Source organism: Stenotrophomonas sp. 86428_Sma (genome assembly GCF_056481585.1).
The window spans coordinates 988,573-1,002,088 of the sequence record NZ_CM151156.1 but is presented as its reverse complement, the minus strand read 5'-3'; the positions used below and the strand labels follow the sequence as shown (position 1 = coordinate 1,002,088).

Genomic DNA, 13,516 nt, shown 5'->3' with positions numbered 1-13,516 from the left:
CCCGGTATTCTCGCATGTCACTGGTCCTGGCCTCCACCTCCCGCTACCGCCGCGAGTTGCTGCAGCGGCTGGGCCTGCCCTTCGACTGCGCGCGCCCGGAGGTGGATGAAACCCCGTTGAACGGTGAGACGCCGCTGGCCCTTGCAACGCGCCTTGCCACGGCCAAGGCAACCGGAGTCGCCGCCCGCCACCCCGGCGCCTGGGTGATCGGCTCGGACCAGGTGGCGGACCTGAACGGGCAGCCGCTGGGCAAACCGGGCACGGCCGAGGCGGCCTGCGCGCAGCTGGCGGCGATGTCCGGGCAGACGGTACGCTTCCATACCGCCATCAGTCTCACGCGAGGCGGAGAATCATTCAGTGCCGTGGATCTGACCGAGGTCCGTTTCCGCGCGCTGGGCCAGGAGGAGATCGCACGCTACGTGGCCACCGAACAGCCGCTGGACTGTGCCGGCAGCTTCAAGTGCGAGGGCCTGGGCATCAGCCTGTTCGAAGCGATCGACAACCGCGACCCGACCGCGCTGATCGGCCTGCCGCTGATCGCGGTATGCGGATTGCTGCGCAGGGCCGGTTTCGCGGTGCCCTGAACTGTAGCGTCGAGCCCTGCCCGACGGCTTCTGCTGTAGATGGCAGGCGGCCCGGAAAAAGCAGTCGAGCATGGCTCGACCCTACAAAAGCAGAAGCCTCAACGGACCTCGAACGGCTGCTCCTGCCATTGCTCCACGCTGCCATCGCGGCCATACAGGCGCAGGCCCAGCCAATGCCTGCCCGGCGCCAGCGTGGTGGTATCCAGCGATGCGTCGAAGCCCACCGCCGGGTGCTGCGGATCGGTGCTGTCCGGCCACACGGGGCGCACGTCGAACACACGCCCATAGCGGGCGTCACCGATGGAACGGCCATCGACCAGCACTTCGACGCGTGCCAGGCCGACGCCATCCTTGAACGCCCAGCCCTTGATCGCGAACGTGCCGGACACCTTCTCGCCATTGGACGGCGCATCCAGCCACGCCATCGCCGGCGTCACGCACGGCCCTTCCGCGCGCTGCACCGGCAGGCGGAACAACAGGAAGCGCTGGAACCCGTGATCACTGCTGACCACGCGTGGCGCAGGCATCGGCCCCACCTGATCGCAGATGGCGTGATAGCGCTCCAGCAGCTCGCGATAGCGCTGGTCGCTGGGTGACAGCACCAGCAGCATCGGCGCCGTGCGCTCGCCCTCATGCAGCAGGCCCCACTGTGCCAGCTGCGCGGTGCGGCCATGCTTGTCATTGAGCGGATGCGGCAGCACCTCGATGTTGCCATTGCCCAGCTGGAAGCCCAGTTCGGCGCCGACCTTGAAGTTGCCGGCCAGCACGCGCGTCCCTTCCGGCATCTGCCGAAGCTCTTCATGGACCGCTACGGCCAGTGGTTGCCAGCCAGCGAAATTGCGCGGGTAGTACTTGCTGCCGGCCATCTGCTCGCGCAGTGCCGGCGTGGATGCCATCAGGTAGTAGCCGAACGCCAGCACCATGCCCGCGCCTGCCAGCCACCAGCCGGTGCGGCGCAGCCAGCGCGGCCAGCCGTTGAGCACTACCGGCACCGCCACCAGCAGTGCGAGGTAGCCCGGCAGCGGCCAATGGAAACTGATCCGCTCGACGTCAGTGAAGAAGCCAAGCACGAAAATGCCCAGTGTGGATACGCCGCCCACCAGGCCGAAATAGCGCCACTGCACGCGCGCACCGCCACCGCTCCGGGTTCCTGCCAGCGCCACCTTCCACATCGCCATGCACAGGATCGGCGTCACCAGCATCGGCTGGATCACCAGGAACCACAGCCCGCCCCATTCAAAGGCCCAGGGATGACGCTCGACCACCTGGAATTTCAGACCGGCATCGTGGTTGTCCGCATTCCACGCCAGCAGTGGCAGCCATGCCAGCACGCCCACCGCCAGTGCGACCCATACGCGCGGATCGGCCAGCATGCGCCGCCCCTGCGGCAATGCCAGCAGCGCGATGAAACCGACGCCGATGACACCGATGAAACGGTAGTGGCTGAGTGCACCGATCAGCAGGCCCAGCGCCAGCTTCATCGCCGAGGAGGCATCCACGTTGTGCAGCAGGCGCGCACCGGCGTGCAGGCAGATCACCGCCGCCAGCGCCATCGGCACGTCGGGTACCGCCAGCAGGCCCAGCGTCGCCGACAACGGCATCAACAGCGTGAGGCTGCCCGCCTGCCAACCCGCCACATTGCCGAACCAGCGCGTGGCCGTGCGCACCACCAGCAGCGGCAACAGCGCACCGATGGCCAGGAACGGCAGGCGCAGCGCAAGCACGTGATGACCGCCGAGCTCCACGCCCAGGCGGGCCAGCCAGGCGGTCAACCCGGGCAGATCCGAATAGGCCGCGGCCAGATGCTGGCCTTCCTGCCAATAGAACGCTTCGTCGACGAACAGCGGCAAGCGCGCGGCAACGATCAGCTTGGCCGCTGTGACCAGCGTCCATAACCAGAGAAATATCGTCCGTGCGCGCTGTTCGCCTTGCATTGCTCTATGGATAATCGAGTGGATTCCAGATCTGAGACGATCATGCCAGCTTCGTCCCCCAATCCCAGCATGCTAACCGATCAATTGCGTCAGGCCCTGCGGGAGGCACAGGATCAGGTGAACGCACTGGTACTGGGCAAGGTGCCGGAAGTCAGGCTGGCGTTCGTCGCATTGCTGTCCGGCGGTCACCTGCTGATCGAAGATCTGCCCGGCCTGGGCAAGACCACGCTGGCGCATGCGCTGGCCAGCAGCCTCGGCCTCAGCTTCCAGCGCGTGCAGTTCACCTCCGATCTGCTGCCCGCCGATGTGCTGGGCGTGTCGGTGTATGAAGCCGGCAGCCGTCAGTTCCAGTTCCACCCCGGCCCGGTGTTCACCCACGTACTGCTGGCCGACGAGATCAACCGCGCACCACCGCGCACGCAGAGCGCGTTGCTGGAAGCGATGGCCGAGCAACAGGTCACCCTGGATGGACAGACCCATGCCCTGCCCGATCCTTTCTTCGTGATCGCTACGCAGAACCCGGTGGATCTGTCCGGCACGTTCCCGCTGCCGGATTCGCAGCTGGACCGCTTCCTGCTGCGACTGGCGATGGGTTACCCCAGCGCGCAGGCCGAGCGCGAGCTGCTGCGCGGCAGCGATCGCCGCGACCTGATCGCGCGTGCCGTACCGAAACTGGATGACACCCAGGTGCGCGCGCTGCGCGACGCAGTGAACCAGGTGCATGCCAGCGACGCGCTGATCGACTATGTGCAGGCGCTGTTGACCCGCAGCCGCCAGCATGCCGGTGTGCGCGTGGGCCTGTCGCCACGTGCGGGCCTGGCGCTGCTGCGCGCGGCCAAGGCACATGCACTGCTGCTGGGGCGCGGCCATGTGGTGCCCGAAGACGTGCAGACCCTGTTCGTGGCGGTGGCCGGTCATCGACTGGTGGCGGAAGCCGAATCCAGTTCGGGTCCGGCACTGGCGCGCGCGATCCTGCAGACCGTCGCGGTGGACTGAGCGTGGCCACACGCTGGGCACGCATGCAGCTGCTGGCTCGGCCACGCAGGCCAGAAGCCTTGCCGAGGCGGCTGGACCGCCATCGCATCTATGTGCTGCCCACCCGCTTCGGCCTGTTCGTTGCCACCCTGCTGACGGCCATGCTGCTGGGCGCACTGAACTACAACAACAACCCGGCGCTGCTGCTGGCCCTGCTGCTCGCGGCAGCAGCAATCGCCAGTGCCATTGCCGCGCATCTCCAGTTGTCCGGCGTGCAGATCGATGCGATCTCCGCCGAGCCGGTAGCGGCCGGGCAACCGTTGCGTCTGCGCGTGGACCTCTCACTGCGTGACCCGCGTGCGCGGCACGGCCTGCATCTGCAGCTGGGTGACAGCAACGCCTGGACCTCGCTGCCTGCGCACGGCCGTGGCGAAGTGGAACTGGACGTTCCCAGCGAATGCCGTGGCTGGCTGGAACTGCCGCGCATCCGACTGTCCACCACCCAGCCGCTGGGCCTGGTGCGGGCGTGGTCGTGGGTGTGGCCGGAACAGCCGCTGCTGGTCTACCCGCTGGCCGAAGCCGTGGCGCCTGCACTGCCGGAGAGCGGCAGCGATCCGCTGCACACCCGCGCCCATGCCAGCGGCGAGGAACTGCATCAGCTGCGCCCCTACCGGGCGGGCGATGCGCCGCGCAGCATTTCCTGGAAGCACTCGGCTCGCCGCGACAGCCTGCTGGTGCGCGAGTACGAAAAGCCGGTCGGCATCGAAGTGATCCTCGACTGGCGCGCATTGGCGCCGTTGGGCCATGAAGCACGCATCGCTCGATTGGCGCGCTGGGTGGATGTGGCCGAGCGCGAGGGCCGCCGCTACACCCTGCTGCTGCCTGCACACCCGCCGTTCGGGCCCGGTCAGGGCGCCAGCCACCATCACCTGTGCCTGCGCGCGCTGGCGCTGATGCCGCATGACTGAGACCCCCGCCCTGCTCGATCGCAATGCCCGCAACTGGACCCTGGCCAGCGCGGCGCTGGCCTTGTTACCGTTGCTGCTGCAGCTGCCGCCACTGCTGGCTGGTGTGATCGCGCTGGCGGCGATCATCACCGCCGCCCTGTCGTGGCGGACAGTGTTGCCGATGCCGGTACGCCTGCTGCTGGTGCTGGGCATGCTCGGCGCCATCGTCTGGCAGATGGGCATGGTGCGCCCCGGGCGCGATACCGGTTGCGCACTGCTGGCCGCGATGCTGGCGATCAAGTCCAGCGAGCTGCGCAGCCTGCGTGATGCCCGCAGCCTGCTCGGCTTCGCGCTGTTCTCGCCCTTTGCAGCATTCCTGCTCGACCAGGGACCGCTGACAACCGCGCTGGCCGCGCTGGCCGGGGGCAGCGCACTGATCGCGCTGCAACGCCTGGCCCAGGATGAAGGTCATGCCGGCCGCCTGCCACTGCGCGGGCAGCTGCATGGTGTCGGCCGCCTGTTGGCGATCGGCCTGCCGCTGGCATTGGCCTGTTTCTGGCTGTTCCCGCGCCTGGCCACACCACTGTGGGGTGTTCCCGAGCGCGCCGTGGGTACACCGGGGTTGTCCGACAGCATGGAGCCCGGCCAGTGGTTGGACCTGATGGCCGACGACAGCCCGGCGCTGCGCGTGCAGTTCTTCGGCACTCCACCCGAGCCGGCGCAGCGTTACTGGCGCGGCCCTGTACTGACAGCCTTCGATGGACGGCGCTGGACACGCGACCGCGCCAGCGCGCGGCGGCCTGCTGCGGTGGTTGAAGCAAGTACACAGGGCTGGGATTACCAGATCGACTACGAGCCGACCGACCGCCGCCAGCTGGTGGCGCTGGACCTGCCCAGCCGCGCGCCTGCAGGCAGCATGCTGGATGCGGACATGAGCCTGAGCAGCGAACGCCCGCTGGCCTCGCTCAGCCGCTGGCGGTTGCATTCGGCCCCTCCCCTGCGTTTCGACAGCACGCTGTCGCCCTATCTGCGCCGCGCGACGCTGCAGCTGCCGACCGGCTTCAACCCGCGCACCGCCACGTTGGCGCAGCAATGGCGACAGGAGGCTGGCAGCGATGACGAGGCCATCGTGCGCCGCGCGCTGCAGTGGATCACCACCGACTTCTCGTACACGCTGGACACCCCTGCGGCGGGACGCGACCCGATCGACGAGTTCCTGTTCGGCTACAAGGCCGGCTTCTGTGAACACTTCAGCTCGGCCTTCGTGGTGCTGATGCGCAACGCCGGCGTCCCGGCGCGGGTGGTGACCGGTTTCGCCGGCGGCACCCGCAACCGCATCGGCGACTACTGGGTAGTGCGGCGAATGGATGCCCACGCCTGGGCCGAGGTGTGGCTGCCGCAGCGCGGCTGGGTCCGGGTCGACCCGACCGCAGCCGTGGCACCGGAACGCATCCTGGACACACTGGATGACCGCCTGCAGGCCGGCACGGACACGCCACTGCAGCAGCGTTGGCTGCAGCTGGGCCAGCTGGGCGACTGGCTGCGCCGCGGCTGGAACGACCTGGTGCTGTCGTTCGATGCGCGCCGCCAGCAACAGCTGCTCAAGCCGTTCGGGCTGGACGATCTGGGCCCCGGGCAGCTGGTCGCTGGCTTCGTGGTGGCCGCACTGCTGGCGCTGGCGTGGATGGCCTGGCTGCTGGCCCGTGGCGAGCGCGAACGCGACCCGCTGCTGCGCGCCTGGCACCGGCTCGGCCGGCGCTACGCCCGCCTCGGCCTGGCCCGTGAACCGCACGAAACCGCCCAGGACTGGGCACAGCGCGTACACCGGCAGCGTCCTGACCCGGCCCTGCTCGCGCTCAGCCAGCGTTTCGCTGATGCGCGTTACGCTGGAACTTGCACCGACCTCGCTTCATTATTGCGGGACCTGCGCAGGCATCGCCCGACTTCCGGAGCCTCCCCATGAACACCAAGTTCCTTCTCACCGCTGTGGCCACGCTGGCCCTGTCGGCCTGCGCCACGGCCCCCAAGCCGCTGCAGGGACAGTTCAGCCTGGTCTCCCCTCGCGATTCAGTCGCTACCCAGCAGGTCGGCACGCCGGTCCGTTGGGGCGGTCGCATCATCGAAACCAAGCCCGGCCAGGGCGAGACCTGCTTCCAGATCATCTCGCGCCCGCTCAATGGCAGTGGCCGCCCGAACACCACTTCGTCCGATGCCAGCGACGGTCGTTTCATCGCCTGCCGTGCCGGCTTCTACGACCCGGCGGTGTTCGAAGCCGGTCGTGACGTGACCTTCATCGGCAAGATCGACGGCTACCAGAACACCCGCATCGGCGAATACGATTACCGCCTGCCGAAGCTGTCGGCCGATGTGATCTACCTGTGGCCGGAACAGCGTCAGGTCGACGTGGTGCCCTATCCCTATGGCCCGTGGGGCCCGAGCCCGTATGGCCCGTACTGGGGCGGCTATGGTCGCTGGGGCTGGTGGTGATCATCACCGCACAGGCATGACGGAAAAGGCCGCCCTCGGGCGGCCTTTTCCATCCACGCCGGGATACGGTAGATCCACGCCAGGCGTGGATAGGGGCTTCAACGCCCCGGGGTACCGAAGTGCCCCAGCGGCGCACCGGCCAGCAGGTGCATGTGGATATGGAACACGGTCTGCCCGGCATCCTCGCGGCAGTTCATCACGATGCGGTAGCCGTCCTGAGCAAAGCCCTCACGGCGCGCGTACTCGGCGGCAGCCAGCGCCAGCTTGCCGATCAGGTGCGCCTGCGACGGCTGCAGGTCATCCAGGGTCGGAATGATCTCGTTCTTCGGAATGAACAGCACGTGCACCGGCGCCTGCGGTGCGATGTCCTTGAAGCCCAGCACCTCGTCATCCTCGTAGACGATGGTGGCCGGGATCTCGCGACGGATGATCTTGCTGAAGAGGGTTTCGTTGCTCATGATCGGCCTCGGCGGGGATGTCTCCCGCATTGTAGGCCGCCCGCGCCCGGCCATGCCGGCCGTGGCTCAATCGCGGAATTCGCTGCGCGTCCCGAACGCGTGCGACAGCGTGCCACGATCAACGTATTCCAGTTCGCCGCCCAGCGGCAGGCCCTGCGCCAGGCGGCTGGGCTGCACCTTGCGCGCGCGCGCCAGCTGCGCCAGGTAATGCGCGGTGGCCTCCCCCTCCACAGTGGCGCTGGTGGCGATGATCAGCTCCTGCACCTCGCCTTCGGCCAGCCGCCGCTCCAGCTGCTCCAGGCCCAGCTCGCGCGGGCCGATGCCATCGAGCGGCGACAGCCGGCCCTGCAGCACGAAGTAGACACCGCGGAAGCCGGTGGCGTTCTCGATGGCCAGGCGGTCGGCCGGTGATTCGACCACGCACAGCTGGCTGCGCTCGCGGCTGCTGTTGGCACAGGTCGGGCACAACTCGGTTTCGCTGAAATCGCGGCATTGCGCGCAGTGGCCGATGCGCTCCACCGCCAGCGCCAGGGTTTCGGCCAGGCGCTGGCCACCTTCGCGCTCGCGCTCGAGCAGGTGGTAGGCCATGCGCTGCGCCGTCTTCTGGCCCACGCCAGGCAGCACCCGCAGTGCGTCGATCAATTGTTCAAGCAGGGGTGCGGACACGGCGGCAGGCTTTCATTGCGTCGAGCAGGCTCGACGGCTGTTTGTAGAGTCGAGCCATGCTCGACTGAAGGTTGGAGCAGTCGAGCAAGCTCGACTCTACGGGATCCGTGGCACCCGGTTACACGGGTGCCACGCTGAAAATCAGAACGGCAGCTTCATGCCCGGCGGCAGCTGCATGCCGGCGGTGGCCGAACCCATCTTCGACTTCGACTCGGCATCGATCTTGTTCGAGGCATCGTTGAAGGCGGCGGCGATCAGGTCTTCCAGCATCTCCGGGTCGCTGGCCAGCGACGGGTCGATGCGCACCTTGCGGCATTCCTTGGCGCCGGTCAGGGTCACGCTGACCATGCCGCCACCGGCGCTGCCGGTCACTTCGATCTTGGCGATTTCTTCCTGGGCCTTCTGCAGGTTTTCCTGCATCTTCTGGGCCTGCTGCATCAGTTGGGCGATGTTGCCGCGCATAGTGTCTTACTCGTCAAAAGAACGGATGGAATCGGAAACAACCCGGGCGCCGTGCTGTTGGATCAGCACCTGCACTTCCGGATCGTCCATGAAAACAGCCTCTGCCACCTGCTGCCGCTCGCCACGCTGGCGATCGGCACGCTGGTGCAGGGTCTCGGCCGGAACGTGTTCGGTTTCCACGGTCTCGACCACGATCTTCGGCGCCTGGCCGAGGGCCTTCTCCAGCATCTCGCCCAGGGCGGCCAGCGCGCGCTCCGAGCGCAGATATTCAAATCCGGGCGAAAGACCCAGTTTCAAGGTCCCGTGCTGGCAACTGATGAAGGCGGCGTTGGCGGCCAACTGCCGCGACGGGCCGCTCAGGCCACTGTTGGCGACCAGATCCAGCCAATCCTCGGCGCTGGCCAGATCGCTGACACCTTCCTGCGGCACGGCATCACGTGCCGGGGCCGGCTCGGCCGGCGCGATTGCAATGCCTTCAGTGCGGAACGGGCGCTCGGGCGGCGCAGGCTCGCTGGGAGCCGCGACGGGAGCTGGCGGTTCATGCCAGGGCGCCACCATGGCAGCGTCCGGCCCAGCCATCTCGGCCGCCAGCGCCTTGTCACGCGCCTCGGCTTCGTCGGTGGCCCACGGCGGCAGGTCGTCGCCCGCTTCGGCTTCAACGGATGCCGGTGCCGCTGCTTCGGCCTTCACCGGCGGCGGTGACACGGGCTCTTCCACCGGAACCGGCTCGGGCTCCGGGGTCGGGTCCGGTTCGGGTCGTGGGGCCGGCTCAGGTTCGGGTTCAGGTTCGCGCGGCGCGGCCTGCGCCGGAGCGGCCACCTGGGCTACTACGGCCGGGCTTGCCGAAGTGGCGGCAGCAACCGGTGTCGCTTCGTGGGTACCCGTACCGCTGCCACCACCGGCAGCATTGCCACCCGGCGCATTGCCTGCACCATCCACCGACTTCGGCACCGGCGGGACCGCCGCGGCCGGGCGGAACGCCAGCATGCGCAGCACAGCCATTTCAAAGCCCGCGCGCGGGCTAGGCGCCAGCGGCAGGTCACGACGGCCGTTCAAGGCCATCTGATACCAGAGCTGCACCACTTCCGGACGCAGGCGTTCGGCGAACACCGTCGCATCCAGGCCTTCGGCAGCCGCTGCGGCACCCGGTACCAGCTGCTGCACCTGGATGCGATGCAGGCCTTCGGCCAGCGCTTCCAGTACGCCGCTCCAGTCCGGCGAGAACTCCGCCAGCGCAGCCACCACCTGCAACAGGCGCGGACCATCGCCTTCGGCCAGCGCATCGAGCATCGCTGCCACCTGGGTGCGGTCGACCGTGCCCAGCATGGTGCGCACCACGTCCTCGCGCAGCGCGCCGCCGGCGTAGGCGATCGCCTGGTCCAGCAGCGACAGGCCGTCACGCAGGCTGCCGTCGGCGGCCTTGGCCAGCTGCACGATGGCGCTGCCGTCGGCCTCGATTTCCTCAGCCGCCAGGATGCGGGTCATCTGGCCTTGGATCTGGTCTTCATCCAGGCGCTTGAGGTTGAACTGCAGGCAGCGGCTGAGCACGGTGACCGGCAGCTTCTGCGGGTCGGTGGTGGCCAGCAGGAACTTCACATGTTCCGGCGGTTCCTCCAGCGTCTTCAGCAGCGCGTTGAACGCCGCCTTGGACAGCATGTGCACTTCGTCGATCAGGTAGACCTTGTACTTGCCACGCGAGGGCATGTACTGCGCGTTCTCGATCACCTCGCGCACGTCATCCACACCGGTGTTGGACGCGGCGTCGATTTCCAGCAGGTCGATGTAGCGGCCGGCGTCGATGTCCAGACAGGCCGCGCACTGACCGCACGGGTCCGCGCTGGTGCCCTGCTCGCAGTTCAGCGACTTGGCGAAGATGCGCGCGATGGTGGTCTTGCCCACGCCGCGGGTACCGGTGAACAGGAACGCATGGTGGACCCGGCCGCTGTCCAGCGCGTTGCTGAGCGCACGGACCACGTGTTCCTGGCCCACCAGCTCGGCAAAACGCTTCGGACGCCACTTGCGGGCAAGGACGAGATAGGACATCAGGCCACCGTTTTCCATCGGATGTTCCATTGTGCCATGCCTGTCCAGCCCCCTCGCCTCCGGCACGTCCTTCGCAGGTTCCTGACCGGGGTGCTTGTGAAGTGCCGCGCAGCCCGCTAGAATCTGCGCCCCTGCTGAGGCGTTTGCCGATGGCAGGGATCCGGAGAGGTGTCCGAGTGGTTGAAGGAGCACGCCTGGAAAGTGTGTAAGCGTCTAAACCGCGCTTCGGGGGTTCGAATCCCCCTCTCTCCGCCAGACAAACGCAAAAGGGCCGCCCACAGGGTGGCCCTTTTGCGTTTGTCTGGCGGATGGGATGGGTGGTGAGAAGCCACGCCGGGGTTCGACGGTTCTGCAGGAGCAGAACCGGACCGCCGCAGGCGGGTCCCGAGGCGCAACGCGCATCGGGATCGGGTGCATGGATGCACACGACAATCCCCCTCTCTCCGCCAGATAACTGAAAAAGGCTGCCCCCAAGGGCGGCCTTTTTCAGTTATCTGGCGCGGGACGCGAAGTGCGCTGCGCGCGCTTCGCCCCAAACGTTGCTGCGCAACCTTTGGGCCCCTCCCTTTGCCGGCCTCTCCCCGCCCCTGTCGGGGCAGCCCCTCAACAGAGGGGCTTGTTCCTCCAGATGCGCGACATGCACGGACAGATCACCGCAGGCGGGTCCCGAGGCGCAACGCGCATCGGGATCGGGTGCATGGATGCACACGACAATCCCCCTCTCTCCGCCAGATTACGCAAGCCTCTGTTTACGCAGGGGTTTTTGCTTTTCTGAGATAACCTTCGGCGGGACACGAATCGGGACACATCTGACGATGCACACCCCAAACCATCTTGTTCGCGCGCCCTCTGGGCTCTGGTCGTTCCGGCAACGGGTCCCGCCGATCTCCAGGCCATCGCGTCTTCAAACGCCGACTGCGCAAGACCGAGCTGGCCGTGGCCCAGCTGCGCCCTGCAACTGACGGCGCGCTATGCTCGGGCTTTCGAGGCGCTGAGAGAGCAACGCATGGGAATCAAGGAAGAGGACATCGGCGCGCTTCCAAGCACCTGACCGATGGCGACCCGCTACAGCAGTTGATCTTGAACCGGACCAAGGCGGCAGACGGGACGGTGACCGAGCACTAGCAAATCGACTGGCCTCGCTGCCGCTCGGCCCCCTCTCGGCAAAACGGTAATGGCGGCGCTCCTGCGCCGCCGGGCTTGCGCAACGGCGAAAACGCGTTATGCACTAGGGGTGGGCAAACGTCCTAGCAGCGGCACGCGCCGCCGACAAACTCCTGAAAGCCGCTGGTTACGACACGAGCGGCGAAGCTTGCGCCGAACCATGAAGAAAAAGCGAAAAGCAGCCAATGCCGCCAAGCAAGGGAAGAAGAAGGGAACAATGCGGAGAGCTCTGGCGCGCTGGTCGATGGCTTACATCGACCAGCACTGCATTATTGCCCATGCCTGCGAAGTCAGGGTGCCCTTAAGAGGGCACCCTGCTGCACCATATACGACTACCCTTGTGGGCGCGGATCAGGCACCTGGTCTCCTGCGAATCCCTTGTAGAGCAAAGACGCTCTCCTGTCGGCAGCCGCCAGCTCCGCAGAGCTGAGACCCATCTTCGCAATCTCGGTCGCTGCTTTGTGGTCGCCCATGATGTAAGCCAGACGGAGATATGCTGCACCATCTACCGCGTTTGGCACTTTCGATTCGCGATACGACTCTGAGATCGCGTAAAGCGCATAGAAGTTGCCCGATAGCACCTGATTTCGGAGCATGACTTGGCCGTCCATGAAGTTCTTCTCCAAGGCAATCCGTTTTCCCAGCACCGCGGCTGCGGTGGAGTCGCCCACTGACGCCTTTTGCTGCAATACATCCAGCGACTCTGATCGAAGCCGCTCGAGTTCAGCCTGCGAAGGATATTGATGCCGAATTAGCCATTCAGCCTCTTCTTGAGATCTTGCTTGCAGAGGGCCGGCGTCACGGCAGTCTCCAGTGCACAAGCGCTGCGCAACCACGGCCGCGTCAAAGCTATGGGATTCACCACCCGTCGAGTGCTGGGACGTGGTAGCGCGTGGTGTCTGTCCCGGAACAGAGTGGGACGACTCGGCGCCTTCTGCCGCCGGTGCCACTGTGCCCTTGTCTGGGGCGGGTTGTTCTGAACAAGCCGTGGCGATGACTGCCAAAATGGCCGTAAACAGAATCGATCTCGCGTGCATTACTTTACCCCGCACATGTTTTTCTGGACCTGTGTCCACCATTTTGAGCAGGATGCGTCTTCCGTCACTGCACGCCATTTCTCGCCGATAGAGTTTCGCGTGTCAACGAGCTCGACGATCCCATACGGAACGTAGTTTTCGAGGGGTACGCCAACCTTTCGTTGATGTTCAATGAACCAAATCATGAAATTCTGATTGTCGTTGGCCTCAGCATCGAATGCTTTCAGCATCTCGATACAATACTTTTCCGGCTTGGTCAGCGTTCCCCCGACGCGATACTGACTCGACGCATCGAGCTGAATGTCACATGTCAAACCAAGCTGAATCCGCATGCGAGCATTGGTCTCCACAAGGCTGGCGCCTGAGGCGAAACTGTTGACCTGTTCCTGCAAAGCTACTTGAAGGAACCAGATGGCTAGGGAATCCATCTGGATCGGCGTTCCTTCCCAATAGGCCTTGCCATTGACGAACGAATGAGCCATCCGCATGGAAGAGCGTTGTCCCGCGGGTATTCGATCATCCCCAAACAGCGGATCCGTTGGCATGGGAATAGGATTAGGGCAGGCGGCGGGACGAGTGGCAAGCAGGAATTCACAAGATTGTTGCTGGTCACTACCAGCCCCGCCACCGCCCCCACCACTTGAATCGCCGGGATCATATCCTAGGTCAGGCGGGCGAGCCGGCGGTTCCATCGGAGGAGTGTATGGAGGAACGTAGGGAGGAGGGGTTGCGTCCACCGGAGGAAGATTGGTAGTGCCC

Annotated in this window: 12 protein-coding genes and 1 tRNA gene; 6 read left to right on the top strand and 7 right to left on the bottom strand. The window is 66.2% G+C overall.

Annotated features, from left to right (window positions below; all coding sequences use genetic code 11):
- Positions 1-14: 14 nt before the first annotated feature.
- Positions 15-584, top strand: a complete 570-nt coding sequence (locus ACZK3J_RS04550) for a Maf family protein (RefSeq protein ID WP_149908908.1) — start codon at positions 15-17, stop codon at positions 582-584.
- 98 nt (positions 585-682) lie between these two features.
- Here ACZK3J_RS04550 and ACZK3J_RS04545 read toward each other — a convergent pair whose 3' ends face one another.
- The gene (locus ACZK3J_RS04545) at positions 683-2,518 is read right to left on the bottom strand and encodes a glycosyltransferase family 39 protein (RefSeq protein WP_032127769.1); all 1,836 of its coding nucleotides are present in this window, start codon (positions 2,516-2,518) and stop codon (positions 683-685) included.
- 42 nt (positions 2,519-2,560) lie between these two features.
- Between ACZK3J_RS04545 and ACZK3J_RS04540 the strand changes: the two genes are divergently transcribed.
- From ACZK3J_RS04540 to ACZK3J_RS04525, 4 genes are read left to right on the top strand one after another with little or no spacing between them, the layout of a single operon-like run.
- Positions 2,561-3,514, top strand: a complete 954-nt coding sequence (locus ACZK3J_RS04540; RefSeq protein ID WP_032127770.1) for an AAA family ATPase — start codon at positions 2,561-2,563, stop codon at positions 3,512-3,514.
- Positions 3,515-3,537: 23 nt separating this feature from the next.
- A complete protein-coding gene (locus ACZK3J_RS04535; protein WP_162292253.1) occupies positions 3,538-4,461 on the top strand; it encodes a DUF58 domain-containing protein in 924 nt (307 codons plus the stop codon).
- Complete coding sequence (locus ACZK3J_RS04530) at positions 4,454-6,403, top strand: transglutaminase TgpA family protein (RefSeq protein WP_149908909.1); 1,950 nt, start codon at positions 4,454-4,456, stop codon at positions 6,401-6,403. The genes ACZK3J_RS04535 and ACZK3J_RS04530 overlap by 8 nt, the downstream gene beginning before the upstream one ends.
- A complete protein-coding gene (locus tag ACZK3J_RS04525) occupies positions 6,400-6,927 on the top strand; it encodes a Slp family lipoprotein (protein ID WP_032127773.1) in 528 nt (175 codons plus the stop codon). Before ACZK3J_RS04530 ends, ACZK3J_RS04525 begins: the two co-directional genes overlap by 4 nt.
- A gap of 98 nt (positions 6,928-7,025) precedes the next feature.
- On the opposite strand, the gene ACZK3J_RS04520 is transcribed toward ACZK3J_RS04525, so the two are convergent.
- From ACZK3J_RS04520 to dnaX, 4 genes are all read right to left on the bottom strand, one after another.
- The gene (locus tag ACZK3J_RS04520) at positions 7,026-7,385 is read right to left on the bottom strand and encodes a histidine triad nucleotide-binding protein (RefSeq protein ID WP_014646179.1); all 360 of its coding nucleotides are present in this window, start codon (positions 7,383-7,385) and stop codon (positions 7,026-7,028) included.
- Positions 7,386-7,451: 66 nt separating this feature from the next.
- A complete protein-coding gene (recR, locus tag ACZK3J_RS04515; protein ID WP_032127775.1) occupies positions 7,452-8,051 on the bottom strand; it encodes a recombination mediator RecR in 600 nt (199 codons plus the stop codon).
- 141 nt (positions 8,052-8,192) lie between these two features.
- Positions 8,193-8,513 carry a YbaB/EbfC family nucleoid-associated protein gene (locus ACZK3J_RS04510; RefSeq protein ID WP_004154630.1) on the bottom strand — a complete coding sequence of 107 codons (321 nt, stop codon included), beginning with the start codon at positions 8,511-8,513 and terminating at the stop codon, positions 8,193-8,195.
- 6 nt (positions 8,514-8,519) lie between these two features.
- Entirely contained in the window at positions 8,520-10,556 is a 2,037-nt protein-coding gene (gene dnaX / locus ACZK3J_RS04505; protein WP_478476443.1) for a DNA polymerase III subunit gamma/tau, read from the bottom strand.
- 162 nt (positions 10,557-10,718) lie between these two features.
- Here dnaX and ACZK3J_RS04500 point away from each other — a divergent pair.
- Positions 10,719-10,811 (top strand) — tRNA-Ser (locus ACZK3J_RS04500).
- A gap of 1,241 nt (positions 10,812-12,052) precedes the next feature.
- On the opposite strand, the gene ACZK3J_RS04495 is transcribed toward ACZK3J_RS04500, so the two are convergent.
- The gene (locus tag ACZK3J_RS04495; protein WP_152593484.1) at positions 12,053-12,391 is read right to left on the bottom strand and encodes a hypothetical protein; all 339 of its coding nucleotides are present in this window, start codon (positions 12,389-12,391) and stop codon (positions 12,053-12,055) included.
- A 365-nt stretch (positions 12,392-12,756) separates the two neighbouring features.
- The gene (locus ACZK3J_RS04490; protein WP_197655728.1) at positions 12,757-13,449 is read right to left on the bottom strand and encodes a hypothetical protein; all 693 of its coding nucleotides are present in this window, start codon (positions 13,447-13,449) and stop codon (positions 12,757-12,759) included.
- Positions 13,450-13,516: the final 67 nt, after the last annotated feature.